The organism is Marinibacterium profundimaris (genome assembly GCF_002210095.1).
In the GTDB taxonomy this organism is placed as follows: domain Bacteria; phylum Pseudomonadota; class Alphaproteobacteria; order Rhodobacterales; family Rhodobacteraceae; genus Marinibacterium; species Marinibacterium profundimaris.
The window spans coordinates 174,985-192,705 of record NZ_AQQR01000001.1 but is presented as its reverse complement, the minus strand read 5'-3'; the positions used below and the strand labels follow the sequence as shown (position 1 = coordinate 192,705).

The following is a 17,721-nucleotide window of genomic DNA, read 5'->3' as shown; positions in this document are numbered from 1 at the left end:
CAAGCCGTTTGCAAAAGAAAAGCCCCCTCACGCAGGGTCCGGCGCAATGACGGGCGATGACGTGGGGATGACGGGGGGATGACAATGGCGCGAGCCCGGCAGACGGGCAGGCGAAAGACACTAGTCTTGCACGTGACCCGAAGCACATTCCGTTCCCAGACCGCAGGAGGCCAAGCCATGCGCCGCGCGCTCACTCTTCTATCCCTGGTCACGTTCGGCCTGCCGGCCGCGGCCGAAACCCTGCAGACCTCGGCCGGTCCCGTCCGGATCGATCCGATGGTCGAGGGGCTGGAGACGCCCTGGGCCATCGGCCTGCTGCCCGGGGGCGGCGTGCTGGTCACGGAACGCGGCGGTGACCTGCTGCTGATCGCGGATGGCCAAAGCCGCCGCGTCTCGGGCGTGCCGGATGTGCGGGCCAGCGGGCAGGGCGGGTTGCTCGATGTCACCGTCGCCCGCGACTTCGCCACCAGCCGCGAAATCTTCCTGACCTATTCCCGCCCCATGCGCGGCGGCGCCGGCACCGCGCTTGCCGTCGCACGGCTAAGCGAGGACGGAAGCCGCCTCACCGACGTCCGCACGATCTTCGAAATGACCCCGGCCAGTTCCGCCGGCCGCCACTTCGGATCGCGCGTGGTCGAGGCGCCGGATGGCAGGCTCTTTGTCACCATCGGAGATCGCGGACAGGGCCAGCTGGCGCAGGACCGCTCGGCCTACAACGGGTCGGTCATCCGGGTGAACCGCGACGGCACCGTGCCCTCGGACAACCCCTTTGTCGGGCAGGAGGGCGTGCGCCCGGAAATCTGGAGCTATGGCCACCGCAACCCGCAGGGCGCGGGGCTGGACGCGCAGGGGCGGCTTTGGGTTTCGGAACACGGGGCGCGCGGCGGCGACGAGGTCAACCTGATTGAGAAGGGCGCCAATTACGGATGGCCGGTGATCTCCTACGGGGTGAACTACAACGGCACCAAGATCGGCGAGGGCACGTCGAAGCCGGGCATGGAGCAGCCGATGCATTACTGGGATCCTTCCATGGCGCCCTCGGGGCTCTTGGTCTATTCCGGCGCGCTCTGGCCGGACTGGCGCGGCGATCTCTTCGTGGGCTCGCTGAAGTTCGATTACATCTCGCGGCTGGACGGCACGCCGCTGGACGAACGCGAACAGATCGAGGGCGAGACGACAGGCCGCGTGCGCGACATCGTCGAAGGCCCCGACGGCGCGATCTGGTTCATCTCGGTCATGGACGGCGCGGTCTACCGGATGACGCCGGGCTGAGACGCACAGGTCAGGGCAATGAGCATGCGCTGCGCGGCAGCGCGTAATAGGTGCTGTCGGACCAGACGCCGTCGATGCAATAGGTGTCTGTTGCATGGCCCGTCACGGCAAAGCCCGCCTTTTCCAGCACCCGGGCCGATCCGATGTTGACCGGGTCGATGTCGGCGGTCAGCGTCTCCATCTCGGGGTGGCGCGCGAAGGCCTGGGGCAGGAAGGCGCGGACCGCCTCGGTGGCCAGCCCCTGGCCCCAGTGATCGGGATGCAGGATGTAGCCGAATTCCCACCGCTGCCAGAGCCCGATCCGACCGATCAGCGCGCCCTCGCGTTCGATCACCCATTCCGGGCCGAGGTCGCGTTCGTTGGCGATCAGGTCCTCGAGGAGCCCGGCGGTCTGATCCAGTGTCGTGTGGGGCGCGCAGGACCAGTGTCTCATGGCGGCCGTATCGCTGTAGATCGCATGCAGCCGGTCAAGGTCTTCGGGAACGGGCGGGCGCAGCAGCAGCCGCGCGGTCCGGACCATGTCAGACCGACAGCCGCGTGCCTCGGGTACCGCGTTCGCGGTAGGGCGTGGTGTCGTAATGCGACCGGTAGCATTTCGAGAAATGCGAGGGCGAGGCAAAGCCGCAGGCCAGCGCGACGTTGATCACGCTCATGTCGGTCTGCATCAGCAGGTTGCGCGCCTTCTGCAGGCGCAGTTCCATGTAGTAACGCTTGGGCGAGCGGTTCAGGTAGCGGCGGAAGAGCCGTTCCAGCTGCCGCGTGGACATGCCGACCTCGCGCGCCAGCACCGCGGGGCTGATCGGCTCCTCGATGTTGCGTTCCATCACCTGGATCACCTGGCTCAGCTTGGGATGGCGCACGCCGATGCGGGTCGGGACCGACAGGCGCTGCGTATCCTGGTCGGTGCGGATCGAGGAATAGATCAGCTGGTCCGCCACCGCATTGGCAAGCTCCTCTCCGTGATCGTCCGCGATCAGCTTCAGCATCAGATCGATCGACGAGGTCCCCCCGGCGGTGGTCATCCGGTTGCCGTCGACCACGAAGACCGACTTCGTCAGCTCGACCGCGTCGAAGGCCTCTCCGAAACTGTCCTGATTTTCCCAGTGGATCGTCGCGCGCTTGCCGTCCAGCAGCCCGGCCATGGCCAGCGAATGCGCCGCCGTGCACAGCCCGCCCATCGGCAGACCCTTGCGCGCCTCGCGCCGCAGCCAGTTCAGCACCTTCTTCGTCGTGGCCGTCTGCACGTCCAGCCCGGCGCAGACCAGGACGGTGTCGTCGCGCGTCAGCTCGATCAGGTCGTCGTCCAGCTTGAAGGTCGTCCCGGCCGAGCAGCTGACGAGGTTTCCGCCTTCTCCGATGAGGGTCCAGGCATAAAGATTGCGCTCGCTCATGCGGTTGGCGATGCGCAGGCATTCCACGGCCGACGAGAACGACAGCATGCTGAACCTGTCCAGCAGCAGGAAGACGAAGCGGCGCGGCTTGTCCGGTGCAGTGGGGACCGGGCGCGGCGCGGTACCGGATGCGAGGCTTTGCAGGTGATCGTTCGACATCGGCTGGTCCTTGATTCGCGCCCCGCGATCGTCGCTGTCAACGGGATGGCGGCAAGGGTGCTTCGGGTTGTTGGCCTGCGTCAAGTGTCGCAAATCGGTTATGGCAACCTGTGGACAGCTTTTGTATAGGGATGCGCCATGGACCTGACGGAGGGGACGACATGACGGATTGGCTCAAGAGCAGCTGGCGCAACAAACCGCGCGTGCAGATGCCGGATTATACCGATGCCGCCGCGTTGAACGCGGTCGAGGCACAGCTCTCGAAATATCCCCCGCTGGTCTTTGCCGGCGAGGCACGCAAACTGCGCGACGAACTGGGCAAGGCCGCCCGGGGCGAGGCATTCCTGCTGCAGGGCGGCGATTGCGCTGAGAGCTTCGAACAATTCAGCGCCGACGGCATCCGCGACACGTTCCGCGTGATGCTGCAGATGGCCATGGTGCTGACCTATGGCGCCAAGGTGCCGGTGATCAAGGTCGGCCGCATGGCCGGGCAATTCGCCAAGCCGCGCTCGGCCCCGACCGAGACGGTGAACGGCGTCGAGCTGCCCAGCTACCGCGGTGACATCATCAACGACCTGGCCTTCACGCCGGAATCCCGGATCCCGGACCCGGCGAAGATGCTGCAGGCCTACACCCAGGCCGCCGCGACGCTGAACCTGATCCGGGCGTTCTCCTCGGGCGGTTTCGCGGACATGCACCGTGTCCACGCCTGGACGCTGGGCTTCACCGACGGCCCCGAGGCCGAGCGGTACCGCGAGATGGCCTCGCGGATCCAGGATTCCATCGACTTCATGGCCGCCGCCGGTATCGACCAGGCGACCAGCCATGAATTCTCGACCGTGGATTTCTACACCAGCCACGAAAGCCTTCTGCTGGAGTACGAAGAGGCGCTGACACGCCAGGATTCGACTTCCGGCCGCTGGCTGGCGGGGTCGGGCCACCTGATCTGGATCGGCGACCGCACGCGCCAGCCCGACGGCGCGCATGTGGAATATTGCCGCGGCGTGATGAACCCGATCGGCCTGAAGTGCGGCCCGTCGATGACCTCGGACGATCTCAAGCGCCTGATGGCCACGCTGAACCCGAACAACGAAGCCGGCCGGCTGACGCTGATCTCGCGCTTCGGCGCAGGGTCGGTGGGCGATCACCTGCCGCGCCTGATCAAGACGGTCGAGGAAGAGGGCGCCAACGTGGTCTGGGTCTGCGACCCGATGCACGGCAACACGATCAAGTCGTCCTCGGGCTACAAGACCCGGCCCTTCGACAGCGTGCTGCGCGAGGTGCGGGAATTCTTCGAGGTGCATTCCTCCGAGGGCACGATCCCCGGCGGCGTGCATTTCGAGATGACCGGCCAGGACGTGACCGAATGCACCGGCGGCGTGCATGCGGTGACCGACGACACCCTTTCGGATCGTTATCACACCGCCTGCGACCCGCGTCTGAACGCCAGCCAGTCGCTGGAACTGGCCTTCCTCGTGGCCGAGGAACTGACCTCGCGCCGGCAGGACGGGCAGACCCGCGCCGCAGTCTGAGCGCAGGTCGCAATCAGGCGAGACAAAAGAGAAAAACGCCGCGCAGGGATGCGCGGCGTTTTTTCATTCTCGCGGGTCGGTCGGCGTGCCCGATGGCCCGGACCCGGCGCTTTCCGGGTCGCGGCGTTCAGTCGTCGGACTTAACCAGGCGCAGATAGGGCACGTTTCCGGCACGGCGCGGGGAGGAGGCGGGACGCTCTGCCCCTGCGTCCTTGCCAGCCTCGTTTCGCGGCTGACGCGGGGTGCCGAAACGGTCGACGGGGCGCTCGGCGCGCAGCGCGGGATCTTCCCAGGCCGGGCGAGCGGGCCGCGGCGCGGCGGTCTCATCCTTGTCGGCGGGCTTGCTCAGCGTCTCGGGGCGCAACTCCGGGCGGTCCTGCGGCGTGGCACAGGCGTCCACCTCATGCACGACCTCGGGCTCCGCGTCATGCACGATCTCGGGGCGCGGCGCGGTGGCGAATTCCTCGGTCGCCTCGCCGAAGCCCGGCGGCACTTTCGAAGGGTCGAACCCGTTTGGCGTTTTCGGGCCGGAGGTATCGGCCGGCATCCCGTCAAGCTCGCGCAGCTGGACCGAGGCCACCTCGAAGCGGATCGGCGCGCGGGTGGGCCGTCGGCCTTCGGTCGACATCAATGCGCCCAGGATCCGGTCCACGCGGCCGAAATCGCTTTTCAGCGGCATCATCAGCATCCGCGCCGAGGTCGAGGGCGCGCCGGTGCGCGCGACCTCGCCCCGCAGGTCGAGTTCCGCGACAGCCGGAGTATCGAAGACATGCTCCAGCGTGGCCGCGATCTCGGGCCGAGAAACGGGTGTGAAGAAGGCCGTCAGAGGCATGCCGCGCACCTCCATCCCTGCAAGGCCGCACAGGTGCTGCCCGGCGATGCGAAACCGGGCCATGCCCGGCGCGATGCGTTCCAGTATGAAAGTGAATTCCAGCGTATCGCTCATACCTCGCGGATCGATCTGCGAGCGCATAGGGATCCCGCCATCCTCGCGAAGCGCTGTCCAATAAGCTTCGATTTGTCGAATGGGTGACAGGCTGACCCCGTCCAGGAACCGATCCAACTGAATCACCTTTCCATTGCCCGGCGGCACGGAATTGCGTCTAAACACTTCTATTACCTCGATTTCCACCACATGTGCATCCCGCCGGAGGATGCCCCCCAAGAGCTTACCGGCGAAATGATTACCCAAGTGTTAACGTGCCACGAGTTGCGGAAAGTTTTCAGTGTTTCCTTCAGGGTTGGTTAATCACTCTGCCTCGCAAGACGTGGGCGCCGGGGCGAGACAGGGCTGGGCCGGGGCGGGGGGCTTGCCCTTTGGGGAGGCTTTGCTTTAGCTGCCTCCCAATTCTAGGTGAAGGAAATGCGCCCCATGATCATGTCGATGACCGGTTTCGCCGCGGCGCGCGGCGCCCTGGGGGCCTTCACCTGGGCGTGGGAGCTGCGCAGCGTCAATGCCAAGGGGCTCGACCTGCGGCTGCGCGTGCCGGACTGGCTGGATGGGCTGGAAACCGCCCTGCGCGCGGACCTGGGTAAAGCGGTCAAGCGGGGCAACATCGCCCTGTCGCTGCGCCTGCAGCGCGGCGATGACGGCGCGGCGCTGCAGCTGAACATGGCGGTGCTGGACACCGTGATCGAGGCTTTGGCCGAAACCGAACGACGCGCCGAGGACCGGGGCCTGGTTCTCCAGCCCTCGCGCGCGTCCGACCTGCTGTCGCTGCGCGGCGTCTGGGAAGCTGCCGGCGGCGAGGACGAGGCCGCGCCGCTGGCCGCCGCGCTGAAGGCCGAATTCCCCGACGTGCTGGCCGATTTCCTGGCCATGCGCAAATCCGAGGGCAACGCGCTGCAGAAGGTGCTTCTGGAGCAGCTGGACCGGGTCGAAACGCTGGCCCGCGAGGCCGCCGGCCTGGCCGAGGCGCGCAAGTCGCTGATGGCCGAGGCCCTGCGCGGCAATCTCGCCCGGGTGATGGAAAGCGCCGATGCCGCCGATCCCGACCGTATTGCGCAGGAACTGGCGCTTCTGGCGGTGAAGGCCGACGTGACAGAGGAAATCGACCGCCTCGCGGCCCATGTGACCGCCGCGCGCGACCTGCTCGACAAGGGCGGGCCGGTGGGGCGCAAGCTTGATTTCCTCATGCAGGAGTTCAACCGCGAGGCCAACACGCTCTGCGCCAAGTCGCAGTCGAGCGAGCTGACCGCGGTGGGGCTGGAGCTCAAGGCGGTGATCGACCAGATCCGCGAACAGGTACAGAACGTGGAATGACAATGCGCGACATGCCCCAGACCCCCCCGAAGATCAGCCGCCGAGGCCTGCTTGTCATCCTGTCCTCGCCCTCGGGCGCGGGCAAATCCACCCTCGCGCGGCGTCTGCGCGACTGGGACGACAGCATCGTCTTTTCCGTGTCGGCCACCACGCGCCCGCCGCGCCCGGGAGAGGTGGACGGGCAGGATTACCATTTCCTGACGGAACATGCCTTCAAGACGCAGGTCGCCGATGGTGGCATGCTGGAACACGCCCATGTCTTCGGCAATTTCTACGGCTCGCCCCGCCAGCCCGTGCAGGTGGCGATCGACGCCGGGCAGGACGTGCTGTTCGACATCGACTGGCAGGGCGCCCAGCAGATCCGGAACTCGGCCCTGGGCCAGCACACGCTGTCGATCTTCCTGCTGCCGCCCTCCATCGCCGAACTGCGCCGCCGGCTCGAGGCGCGCGGCCAGGACGATGACGAGGTGATCAAGCGCCGCATGCAGAAAAGCTGGGACGAGATCAGCCACTGGGACGGCTATGATTTCGTTCTGGTCAACGACGACCTGGACGCGACCGAGGCGCGGCTGAAAACCATCATCGAAGCCACGCGCCTGCGCCGGATCCAGCGGCCCGACCTGACCGACCACGTCCGCGCCCTGCAACTGGAATTCGAGGAGCTGCCATGACCATCTATGCCCTGGACGGGATCCACCCGGACCTCCACCAAGACAGCTGGGTGGCGCCCGACGCCAACCTGATCGGCCGCGTGGTGCTGGAAGAGGCGGCCTCGGTCTGGTTCGGCTGCACCCTGCGCGGCGACAACGAGCCGATCATTGTCGGCGCCGGATCGAACCTGCAGGAAAACGTGGTCTGCCACACCGACATGGGCGCGCCGCTGACCATCGGGCGCGATTGCTCGATCGGGCACAAGGCGATGCTGCATGGCTGCACCATCGGCAACAACACCCTGGTGGGCATGGGCGCGATCATCCTCAACCACGCGGTGATCGGCGACAATTGCCTGATCGGGGCAGGGGCCCTGATCACGGAAGGAAAGGAGATCCCGCCGGGATCGCTGGTGATGGGCGCGCCGGGCAAGGTGGTCCGCCAGCTGGACGGCGAGGCGATCGCGCGGCTGTCGAAGACCGCCGAAGGGTATCGGAAGAACATGCGCCGCTTCCGCAGCGGACTGACGAGGGTTGCATGAGACGAAACGTGAAGGGGTCGCTGATGCGGCCCGAGGGCCTGCCGGAAAGCTCCAGCTGGCCGGTGGTGACACCGCTGAGCCCGTCGGTGGTCTATTCCTCTCAAAGCCCCGACGCGCTGGACGACCAGTACGAGGGCCGCGCCCAGGGCTTTACCTATTCGCGCGAGGGCCATCCCAACGCGCAGGTCGTGGCCGCGCGGCTGGATGCCATGGAAGGCGCCGAGGGCGGGGTTGTCACCGGCTCGGGCATGGGGGCGGTTTCGGCCGTTCTGATGGGGCTGCTGAAGACGGGCGATCACGTGATCGGGGGCAACCAGCTGTACGGCCGGTCTCTGCGGCTGATGGCCGAGGACCTGCCGCGGCTGGGCATCGCCACGACGCTGGCCGATCCCGGCGATGTCGCCTCGGTCGAGGCGGCGATCCGGCCCGAGACGAAGATGGTGCTGGTCGAGGTGCTGTCGAACCCGACGCTGCGGCTGGCCGATATCGACGGGCTGGCCGCGCTCTGCAAGGCGAAGGGGCTGCTGCTGGTGGTGGACAACACCTTCACCACGCCGCGCGCCTTCAGGCCGTTCGACCATGGCGCCGATATCGTGCTGCATTCGATCACCAAGCTTCTGGCGGGCCATTCCGATGCGATGCTGGGCTATGTCGTGGCGAAGGATCCCGCGCTGACCGAGCGGATGCGGATCTTTTCCGTCACCACGGGCATGACGCCCAGCCCCTTCGATTGCTGGCTGGCCGAGCGCGGGATGCTCAGCTTCGACCTGCGCTTCGACCGGGCCGAGGCGACGGCCGCGCGTCTGGCCGATCACCTTGCGGCGCAGGCGGGGGTGAAGCGCGTACTGTACCCCGGTCGGGCCGATCACCCCGATCATGCCGGCGCGATGGCGCTTCTGGATAGCCACGGCTGCAACATGGTCAGCTTCGAGCTCGACTTCGGCGAGGGCGGTGCCCGGGCCGGACGGGCGGCGGCCAATGCCTTTGCCCGCGCGGCCGAGGGGCTCAGCTTTGCGCCAACGCTGGGCGATGCGGGCACCACGCTGTCGCATCCCGCCTCCTCCTCGCACCGAGGCCTGACGGCCGAGGCGCGCGAGGCGCTGGGGATGTCCGAGGGCTTCTTCCGCGTCTCCGTCGGGCTCGAGGAGCCCGAGGCGCTTCTGGCGGTCTTTACCCGCGCAATCGCCGCGGCCACAGCATAACGGTTACAATCATCGGTCAGACCGGCTCGGGACGTTGCAACTACGGGGAGAGACGACGATGAGTACGGCCGACCTGATCGGTGACACGCTGGCGGCGGTGCCGCTGCCCGGTGTGGTGATCGACCAGTCCGAACGGATCATCGCGGCCAACACGGGGGCGCTGTCGCTCCTCGGTCAGCAGATCGTGGGGCGGCACTTTGCGACCATCCTGCGCCAGCCGCAGGTGCTTCAGGTGGTCGAGGACAGCCTGCGCGACAGGCTTCCGCGCAGCGCGCGGCACCTGGCGAACGATGGCGTGCGCGACATCGAGTACGAGGTCACATGCCGCTATGTGAACGGCATCGGCGCGGTGAATGCCGGCGCCCTGCTGATCTGCTTTCAGGACATCACCCACCTGGAACAGGCCGGCAAGATGCGGCGCGATTTCGTCGCCAATGTCAGCCACGAGCTGCGCACGCCGCTGACCGCGATCATGGGCTTCATTGAGACCCTGCGCGGACCGGCCCGGGACGATGCCGCGGCCCGCGACCGGTTCCTGCAGATCATGGAGGGCGAGGCGGCGCGGATGAACCGGCTGGTGGGCGACCTGCTCTCGCTCAGCCGCGTCGAGGACGAGGAACGGATCCGCCCGCGCGAGACGGTGGACCTCACCGGCATCCTCGACAGCACGTTGCGCTCGGTCCGGCCGCTGGCCGAGGATGCGGGGATGGAGCTGACCATGTCCGCCCCTGACGACCCGGTGATCGTGACCGGAGATGCGGATCAGTTGCAGCAGGTTTTCACCAACCTGATCGTCAACGCGATCACCTATGCCTCTTCGGGCAAGAGCGTGCACCTGGAGCTGACCACTTCTGAACGCGACCCGGCGGTGCGGGCCCCGGCGGCGCGGGTGCGGGTGATCGACAAGGGGCCGGGGATCGACCCGGTGCACCTGCCGCGCCTGACCGAACGCTTCTACCGGGCCGACAGCCACCGCTCGCGCGAGCTGGGCGGCACTGGGCTGGGGCTGGCGATCGTCAAGCATATCGTGAACCGGCACCGAGGGCGTCTGCGGCTGGACAGCGAGCTGGGCGAGGGGTCGGTCTTCACGGTGATTCTGCCGCGCTCATGACATTCGGCGCGCGCAGCCGGCCGGACCGGGGTGATTCCCGGCCGTGAGTGGGTGACTCGGTTCGGTGTCCGGAGAATTTACCAAGTTGTCGGGTTGTCCAGCTTTACCGACGGTCAGGCGTCATGCGACTGGATTTCCGGCCGAAATCTGTTTGGAAACAGCGGGATAAACCAGGATTTCGGGGGCAGGGCGCCGGCCCGCCAAACAGGGCGCGAAAAAGAATTTGTCGAAATTCCCCGATACCGGGCCGAGTGTCATCCAGCTGTTACGTTTCTTTCACAAAAGCCACACGTGCCATCCCTAGGGAGGGCGCCAAGGTCCTCAACGCAGGGGACCAGACTTGATACCCTTTAGGAGACTCACATGTCCTTTGTGAAACTGACGGCTTCCACACTGGCTATCGCAGCCGTGTCGGCCACTGCTGCCGCTGCACGTGACAATGTGCAGGTCGCCGGTTCCTCGACCGTCCTGCCCTATGCCTCGATCGTTGCCGAAGCTTTCGGTGAGAACTTTGACTTCCCGACGCCGGTTGTCGAATCCGGCGGCTCCTCGGCCGGTCTGAAGCGCTTCTGCGAAGGCGTGGGCGAGAACACCATCGACATCGCGAACGCATCGCGCGCCATTCGCGAAAAAGAGATCAAGGCCTGTGCCGACGCCGGTGTCACCGACATCGTCGAAGTCCGCATCGGCTATGACGGCATCGTCTTCGCCAGCCAGCTGGACGGCCCCGACTTCACGGCCTTCGAACCCGCCGACATCTTCAACGCCCTGGCGCCGAAGGTCATGGTCGACGGCGAGCTGGTCGACAACCCGCACACCAAGTGGTCCGATTTCAACGCCGACCTGCCGGACGCCGAAATCCTGGCCTTCATCCCGGGCACCAAGCACGGCACCCGTGAAGTGTTCGAGGAAAAAGTGGTCGCGGCCGGCTGTGAAGCCACCGGCGCCATGGAAGCCATGATCGAAGGCGGCATGTCGGAAGACGAAGCCGAGGACGCCTGCCTCGCAGTCCGCACCGATGGCCGTTCGGTCGACATCGACGGCGACTACACCGAGACGCTGGCCCGCATCGACGGCAACCGCAACGGCATCGGCGTCTTCGGCCTGGCGTTCTACGAGAACAACACCGACACGCTGAAGGTCGCCACCATGTCCGGCGTCGAGCCGACCACGGAGTCGATCGCCTCCGGTGAATACCCGGTGTCGCGCCCGCTGTACTTCTACATCAAGAAGGCACATGTCGGCGTCATCCCCGGCCTGCAGGAATATGCAGAGTTCTTCGTGTCGAACGAGATCGCAGGCCCGAACGGCCCGCTGTCGAACTACGGCCTGGTGTCCGACCCGGAACTGGCAGAGACCCAGGAGAAGGTGTCGAACCTGACCACCATGGGCTCGGGCTCCTGATCGCCTGACCTTGTGGGGGGCGGTGCGGATCGCGCCGCCCCCATTCCATTCCGACAGATCAAAGGCGGTGGACTATGCCCCTGTCGTTGCTTATTGCAATCATCCTGATCATTGGCGTCGTGGGCTATGTCCTTGGCCGCCGGCGCGCCATGGCTTCGGCCGGCGGTGACAGCCGCGGTCTGCATTCCCTGCCTGTCTATTATGGCTCCAACGTTCTTCTCTCGGTGCTGGTGCCGGCCTTCGCCTTCATCATCATCGCTCTGATCGTCATTCCGCTTTATATCGACACCCATGTTTCGGCGATGATCACCGAGGCCGACATCGGCGAAGGGTCCAGCCTTGGCCTGGTGATGGCCGAAGTCCGCCGCGTGGCAGAGGGTCTCGACAATGCGGTCGCGATGGGCGCGATCTCGGACGAGATGGCCCGCAATGCCGGCGCCAACGCCAGCGACATGGCACAGCGCCTCCGCGACGCGGGCCAGGTGATCACCGGCGAGGTGACCGGCAACATCCTGGCCGCCGCGCAGGAATACCGCGCCACCTCGAAGATCCTGCACGTCGGCATGATCGTGATGGCCCTGGTGATCGCGCTTGGCGGCTTCGCCTTCGGCTACCGGCGCACCGAAAAGGACTTCCGCGCCCGCAACGTGGTGGAGCGTGTGATTCTCGCGATCCTGATCGCCGCCGCCTCGGTCGCGATCCTGACCACGATCGGCATCATCCTGTCGCTGATCTTCAACACGATCGAATTCTTCCGCATCTATCCCTTCACCGAGTTCTTCTTCGGCCTGAACTGGTCACCCAGCTTCTCCGGCCGCGGCGGCTCGTCCGAGCTGGGCTTCGTCCCGCTGCTGTGGGGGACGCTCTACATCTCGTTCATCGCGCTGTCCGTGGCCGTGCCGATCGGGCTGTTCGCCGCCGTCTATCTCTCGGAATATGCCTCGCCGCGCGTGCGCTCGGTCGCCAAGCCCGCGCTCGAGGTGCTGGCCGGGATCCCGACCATTGTCTACGGTCTCTTCGCGTTGCTGACGATCGGGCCCATGCTGACGACGGTCTTCGGCCGCGACGGGCTGGGCTGGATGGGCGGCGCCTCGTCGGTCATGACCGCCGGGCTGGTGATGGGCATCATGCTGATCCCCTTCGTGTCGTCGCTGTCGGACGACATCATCAACGCCGTGCCGCAGGCGATGCGCGACGGCTCGCTGGGGCTGGGCGCCACGAAATCCGAAACCATCAAGCAGGTGATCCTGCCGGCCGCCCTGCCGGGCATCGTCGGCGCCATCCTGCTGGCCGCCTCGCGCGCCATCGGCGAGACCATGATCGTGGTCATGGGGGCAGGGGCCGCGGCACGGCTGTCGCTCAACCCGTTCGAGGCGATGACCACGGTGACCGCCAAGATCGTCAGCCAGCTGACCGGTGACAGCGATTTCTCCTCGCCCGAGGCGCTGGTGGCCTTCGCCCTCGGCATGTCCCTCTTCGTGATCACGCTTGGCATGAACATTCTCGCCCTGCACATCGTGCAGAAATACCGGGAGCAGTACGACTAATGACCGACGCAACCGCACCCATGGGGGCAGATGTCCCCAAGAAGGCGCGCAAGTCCTCCCTGTATGGCACGGACGACCGCACCAAGAAGCGCAACGCCGCCGAGAAACGGTTCCAGATGTACGGCATCGCCGCCATCGGGATCGGCATCTTCTTCCTGGTGATCCTGCTGGTCTCGATCGTGCGCTCGGGCGTGCCGGCCTTCACCCAGACCTTCATCGAGGTCCCGGTCTACCTGAACGAAGAGGTGCTGGACCCCAACGGCAACCGCGATCCCGACGACCTGCGCCGGGTCTCGACCTTCGGCTATGCACCGCTGATCGATCAGGCGATTTTCAACCAGGTGCAGCAGACCGAAGGGCTGACCACCACGCTCGAGGACGCCTCGGACATGCGCAAGATGGTTTCGGCCTCGGCGCCCGCGATCCTGCGCGACTACGTGCTGGCCAACCCCGACGAGATCGGCGAGACGGTGGATTTCCGCATCCTCGCCGCCTCGCGGGTGGATGGCTACATGAAGGACCGGGTGACCCGCGAAAGCGTGGCGCGCGACAAGAACATCGACGCCGCGCATCTGGATCTGGTGGATCAGCTGGTCGAGGCCGGCACCATCAAGCGCGAGTTCAACTGGGACTTCATCACCGGCGCCGATGCCTCGGAGAACCGGCCCGAGCAGGCCGGGATCGGCGTTGCGATGATCGGGTCGTTCTTCATGATGCTGGTGGTGCTGGTGCTGTCGCTGCCGATCGGTGTCGCCGCCTCGATCTACCTCGAGGAATTCGCGCCGAAGAACCGCTTCACCGACCTGATCGAGGTCAACATCTCGAACCTGGCCGCGGTGCCGTCGATCGTCTTCGGTATCCTGGGCCTGGCGGTGTTCATCCAGTTCGCGCATCTGCCGCAATCCGCGCCGCTGGTCGGCGGCCTGGTGCTGACGCTGATGACCCTGCCGACGATCATCATCTCGACGCGGGCCTCGCTGAAGGCGGTGCCGCCGTCGATCCGCGATGCCGCGCTGGGTGTCGGCGCCTCGAAGATGCAGGCGGTGTTTCACCATGTGCTCCCCCTTGCCGCGCCCGGCATCCTGACCGGCACGATCATCGGCCTGGCCCAGGCGCTGGGGGAAACCGCACCCCTTCTTCTGATCGGCATGGTGGGTTATATTGCGACCAACTATCCCGAAGGGATCGCCTCCGGCTTTCTCGATCCGAACTCGTCGATGCCGGCGCAGATCTACGAATGGTCGAAACGCGCCGACCCGGCCTATTATGAACGCGCCTGGGGCGGCATCATCATCCTGCTCCTGTTCCTGATGACCATGAACATCATCGCCATCATCCTCCGCCGCCGCTTCGAACGCCGCTGGTAAGATGCAAATGAGGACCGAACCTATGTATGATACCCCGAAGTCCGGCGTGGATGTCGACGCCAGGGAAGTGAAGATCTCGGCCCGCGGCGTGCAGGTTTTCTATGGTGACACCCACGCCATCAAGGATGTCGACGTCGAGATCCAGGACAAGATGGTCACCGCTTTCATCGGCCCGTCGGGCTGCGGCAAGTCCACCTTCCTGCGCTGCCTCAACCGGATGAACGACACGATCGACATCTGCCGGGTCGAGGGCAACATCAACCTCGACGGCGAGAACATCTACGATGCCAAGGTCGATCCGGTGCAGCTGCGCGCCAAGGTCGGCATGGTGTTCCAGAAGCCCAATCCGTTCCCCAAGTCGATCTACGACAACATCGCCTACGGCCCCCGCATCCACGGGCTGGCCAAGAACAAGGCGGATCTGGACGAGATCGTTGAAAAGTCCCTGCGCCGCGGTGCCATCTGGGACGAGGTGAAGGACCGCCTGCACGCCCCCGGCACCGGCCTGTCGGGCGGTCAGCAGCAGCGGCTGTGCATTGCCCGCGCCGTGGCGACCGAGCCGGAAGTCCTGCTGATGGACGAACCCTGCTCGGCGCTCGATCCGATCGCGACCGCCCAGGTCGAGGAGCTGATCGACGAGCTGCGCGGGAATTATTCGGTCGTCATCGTGACCCACTCGATGCAGCAGGCCGCACGGGTCAGCCAGAAAACCGCTTTCTTCCACCTCGGCAATCTGGTCGAGTTCGGCGAGACGGGCCAGATCTTCACCAACCCCGAAGATCCGCGCACCGAAAGTTACATTACAGGCCGCATCGGGTAAGGGGACCTGATCTGCCCAGTCATCGGTATCCAACATCATGCAATCACAGCATATTCAGACCGCCTACGACCGCGAGCTGGAGTCCATCCAGGCGCAGATCATGCGCATGGGCGGCCTTGTCGAAGAGGCGATCCGCAACGCGGCCGCCGCGCTCGAAGAGCTGGACATCGAGCTTGCGAATTCCACCGTCGAACGCGATCTGACGATCGACGAGCTTGACGAACTGATCAACCAGGAGGTCGCGCGGCTGATCGCCCTGCGCGCGCCCACCGCGGTCGATCTGCGCCTGATCCTGACGGTGATGAAGGTCTCGTCCAGCCTTGAACGGATCGGCGATTACGCCAAGAACATGGCCAAGCGCACCCATGTGCTGGCCGAACTTCCGCCGATGCCCTCGGGCACCTCATCGCTGCGCCGCATGGCGCGCGAGGTGGAACGCATGCTCAACGACGCGCTCGATGCCTATATCCAGCGTGACGAGGAACTGGCCCGCAACGTCATCGACCGCGACCGCGAGGTGGACCAGATCTACAACGCGCTGTTCCGGGAATTCCTGACCTTCATGATGGAAGACCCGCGCACGATCACGCCCTTCATGCACATGCACTTCATTGCGAAGAATGTGGAACGGATGGGCGACCACGCGACCGCGATCGCCGAATGTGTCGTGTATCTGGTGTCCGGCGAACGCCCCGACGAGGCCCGGCCCAAGGCCGACACGACCTCGAACGTGAACTAGGAGAAGACGAAGATGTCCGCGGACCAGCCCACGGTTCTTGTTGTTGAGGACGAGTTGGCGCAGCGAGAAGTGCTCGCCTACAACCTGGAGGCCGAGGGCTTCCGCGTGGTCAAGGCCGGAAACGGTGACGAGGCCCTGCTCCATGTCGAAGAGGACGTTCCCGACATCATCGTGCTCGACTGGATGATGCCGAACGTGTCGGGGATCGAGGTCTGCCGCCAGCTGAAAACCCGGCCCGAGACCCGCTCGATCCCGATCATCATGCTCTCGGCCCGGTCCGAGGAGATCGACAAGGTGCGCGGGCTGGAAACCGGGGCGGATGATTACGTGGTCAAGCCGTATTCTGTGATCGAGCTGATGGCACGAGTCCGCTCGCAGCTGCGGCGCGTGCGGCCCTCGACCGTTGGGCTCAGGCTGGAATTCGACGATATCGTGCTGGATGCCGAAACCCACAAGGTCAGCCGCTCCGAGAAGCCGCTGAAGCTGGGCCCGACGGAATTCCGGCTGCTCTCGACCTTCATGGAAAAGCCCGGCCGCGTCTGGTCGCGCGAACAGCTTCTGGACCGGGTCTGGGGCCGCGACATCTATGTCGATACGCGCACCGTCGATGTCCATATCGGCCGGCTGCGCAAGGCGCTCACGATGCATGGCGGCGCCGATCCGGTGCGCACCGTGCGTGGCGCGGGATATGCGCTGGGGTGATATCGGGGCGGGGATTTTCTTCGCCGAAGAAAATCGTGCCCAACCCCCTGGTCTCGGAAAGCCGGCAGCGCGGTTCTGAACTGCGGGTCAGCGGGGCAGGGGGTCTTCCGGCTCGGCCTGGTCCGCCAGCCAGTCGCGGAACCGTTTCAGGTCCGGGTCCTGGGCCTTCTGTTCGGGCCAGACCAGATAATAGGCGCTCCCGGTTTCCATCGGCCGCGGCGCCAGCGCCAGCAATTGCCCGGTCGCCAGCTCCTGCTCCACGATGTAGGTCGGCACCAGCGCCGCACCCAGCCCGTGGCAGGCGGCCTGCACGATGGTCGAGAACTGGTCATGCACCGTGCCCTCCAGCTCCGGCGGCGACATGCCATCCTGCGCGAACCAGGCCTTCCAGGCGTCGGGCCGCGTGCGGATATGCAGCAGCGGCAGCTGCGCCAGCGCGCGGGCAGGGCGTGTGTGCCCGGGTACCAGCCCGGGCGCGGCCACAGGCAGCAGCTGTTCCGGCTTCAGCAGCAGATGCCGCGTGCCGGGCCAGGCGCCGGTGCCGTGGCGGATCGCGGCGTCGAAGGTCTCCATTTCAAACGAGAAATCCTCCAGCCGTGTGGTCATGTTGATCGTGATATCCGGGTGCAGCCTTGAGAAATCCGGCAGCCGCGGCATCAGCCAGCGCATCCCGAAGGCCGGCAGGATCGCCAGGCTCAGCGTGCCGCCCGGTGGCGCCACCTGCAGGCGCATCGTGGCCTCCGCCACCCGTGCCAAAGCTGTCCGCACCTCGGCCGCATAGGCCCGGGCCTGCGCGGTCAGCACCAGCTTGCGGCCCTCGCGCCGCGCCAGTTCGATGCCCAGCTGCGCCTCCAGCGCCTGCAGCTGCCGGCTGATCGCGCCCTGTGTCAGCGACAGGTCCTCGGCAGCCGCCGAGGCGCTGCCAAGCCGGTCGAGCGCCTCGATCATCCTCAGCGCCGACATCGAGGGCAAAAGCTTGCGTGCATAGGCCATGTATGAGTGAATGTCATAAGCGATTGA

17 protein-coding genes are annotated in these 17,721 nt (G+C 66.0%); 13 read left to right on the top strand and 4 right to left on the bottom strand.

The features are described 5' to 3' along the window. The first annotated feature begins 177 nt into the window (after positions 1–177). A complete protein-coding gene (locus tag ATO3_RS00950) occupies positions 178–1,272 on the top strand; it encodes a PQQ-dependent sugar dehydrogenase (RefSeq protein ID WP_088647924.1) in 1,095 nt (364 codons plus the stop codon). Positions 1,273–1,282: 10 nt separating this feature from the next. On the opposite strand, the gene ATO3_RS00945 is transcribed toward ATO3_RS00950, so the two are convergent. Both ATO3_RS00945 and ATO3_RS00940 read right to left on the bottom strand, forming a co-directional pair. Further along, the gene (locus ATO3_RS00945; protein WP_088647923.1) at positions 1,283–1,792 is read right to left on the bottom strand and encodes a GNAT family N-acetyltransferase; all 510 of its coding nucleotides are present in this window, start codon (positions 1,790–1,792) and stop codon (positions 1,283–1,285) included. Between the two features lies 1 nt (position 1,793). Next, complete coding sequence (locus tag ATO3_RS00940) at positions 1,794–2,822, bottom strand: GlxA family transcriptional regulator (protein ID WP_088647922.1); 1,029 nt, start codon at positions 2,820–2,822, stop codon at positions 1,794–1,796. A gap of 161 nt (positions 2,823–2,983) precedes the next feature. On the opposite strand from ATO3_RS00940, the gene ATO3_RS00935 reads away from it, so the two are divergent. Then, complete coding sequence (locus tag ATO3_RS00935; RefSeq protein ID WP_088647921.1) at positions 2,984–4,354, top strand: class II 3-deoxy-7-phosphoheptulonate synthase; 1,371 nt, start codon at positions 2,984–2,986, stop codon at positions 4,352–4,354. A 127-nt stretch (positions 4,355–4,481) separates the two neighbouring features. Here ATO3_RS00935 and ATO3_RS00930 read toward each other — a convergent pair whose 3' ends face one another. Next, a complete protein-coding gene (locus ATO3_RS00930; RefSeq protein ID WP_269845397.1) occupies positions 4,482–5,426 on the bottom strand; it encodes a PAS domain-containing protein in 945 nt (314 codons plus the stop codon). 300 nt (positions 5,427–5,726) lie between these two features. On the opposite strand from ATO3_RS00930, the gene ATO3_RS00925 reads away from it, so the two are divergent. From ATO3_RS00925 to phoB, 11 genes are all read left to right on the top strand, one after another. Further along, positions 5,727–6,617 (top strand): YicC/YloC family endoribonuclease, encoded by an 891-nt coding sequence (locus tag ATO3_RS00925; RefSeq protein WP_088647919.1) that lies wholly within the window; start codon positions 5,727–5,729, stop codon positions 6,615–6,617. An 11-nt stretch (positions 6,618–6,628) separates the two neighbouring features. After that, the gene (gene gmk / locus ATO3_RS00920; RefSeq protein WP_088648678.1) at positions 6,629–7,288 is read left to right on the top strand and encodes a guanylate kinase; all 660 of its coding nucleotides are present in this window, start codon (positions 6,629–6,631) and stop codon (positions 7,286–7,288) included. After that, positions 7,285–7,809: a gamma carbonic anhydrase family protein gene (locus tag ATO3_RS00915; RefSeq protein ID WP_088647918.1), complete on the top strand. Its 525-nt coding sequence runs from the start codon at positions 7,285–7,287 to the stop codon at positions 7,807–7,809. Before gmk ends, ATO3_RS00915 begins: the two co-directional genes overlap by 4 nt. Next, positions 7,806–9,011, top strand: a complete 1,206-nt coding sequence (locus tag ATO3_RS00910) for a trans-sulfuration enzyme family protein (protein WP_233151986.1) — start codon at positions 7,806–7,808, stop codon at positions 9,009–9,011. Before ATO3_RS00915 ends, ATO3_RS00910 begins: the two co-directional genes overlap by 4 nt. Positions 9,012–9,069: 58 nt before the next feature. Beyond that, positions 9,070–10,122 (top strand): sensor histidine kinase, encoded by a 1,053-nt coding sequence (locus ATO3_RS00905; protein WP_088647917.1) that lies wholly within the window; start codon positions 9,070–9,072, stop codon positions 10,120–10,122. A gap of 363 nt (positions 10,123–10,485) precedes the next feature. Next, on the top strand, positions 10,486–11,526 hold the full coding sequence (locus tag ATO3_RS00900) for a substrate-binding domain-containing protein (protein WP_088647916.1): 1,041 nt from the start codon (positions 10,486–10,488) through the stop codon (positions 11,524–11,526). A gap of 74 nt (positions 11,527–11,600) precedes the next feature. Next, positions 11,601–13,073 (top strand): phosphate ABC transporter permease subunit PstC, encoded by a 1,473-nt coding sequence (gene pstC, locus ATO3_RS00895; protein ID WP_088647915.1) that lies wholly within the window; start codon positions 11,601–11,603, stop codon positions 13,071–13,073. Beyond that, positions 13,073–14,440 (top strand): phosphate ABC transporter permease PstA, encoded by a 1,368-nt coding sequence (pstA, locus tag ATO3_RS00890; RefSeq protein ID WP_088647914.1) that lies wholly within the window; start codon positions 13,073–13,075, stop codon positions 14,438–14,440. The genes pstC and pstA overlap by 1 nt, the downstream gene beginning before the upstream one ends. A 22-nt stretch (positions 14,441–14,462) precedes the next feature. Continuing rightward, a complete protein-coding gene (gene pstB / locus ATO3_RS00885; RefSeq protein WP_088647913.1) occupies positions 14,463–15,260 on the top strand; it encodes a phosphate ABC transporter ATP-binding protein PstB in 798 nt (265 codons plus the stop codon). 37 nt (positions 15,261–15,297) lie between these two features. Continuing rightward, positions 15,298–15,999 (top strand): phosphate signaling complex protein PhoU, encoded by a 702-nt coding sequence (gene phoU / locus ATO3_RS00880; protein ID WP_088647912.1) that lies wholly within the window; start codon positions 15,298–15,300, stop codon positions 15,997–15,999. 12 nt (positions 16,000–16,011) lie between these two features. Next, on the top strand, positions 16,012–16,701 hold the full coding sequence (gene phoB, locus ATO3_RS00875) for a phosphate regulon transcriptional regulator PhoB (protein WP_088647911.1): 690 nt from the start codon (positions 16,012–16,014) through the stop codon (positions 16,699–16,701). A gap of 87 nt (positions 16,702–16,788) precedes the next feature. Here the strand turns inward: phoB and ATO3_RS00870 are convergent, their stop codons facing one another. Next, positions 16,789–17,694 carry a LysR substrate-binding domain-containing protein gene (locus tag ATO3_RS00870; protein ID WP_088647910.1) on the bottom strand — a complete coding sequence of 302 codons (906 nt, stop codon included), beginning with the start codon at positions 17,692–17,694 and terminating at the stop codon, positions 16,789–16,791. Between the last annotated feature and the right edge of the window lie 27 nt (positions 17,695–17,721).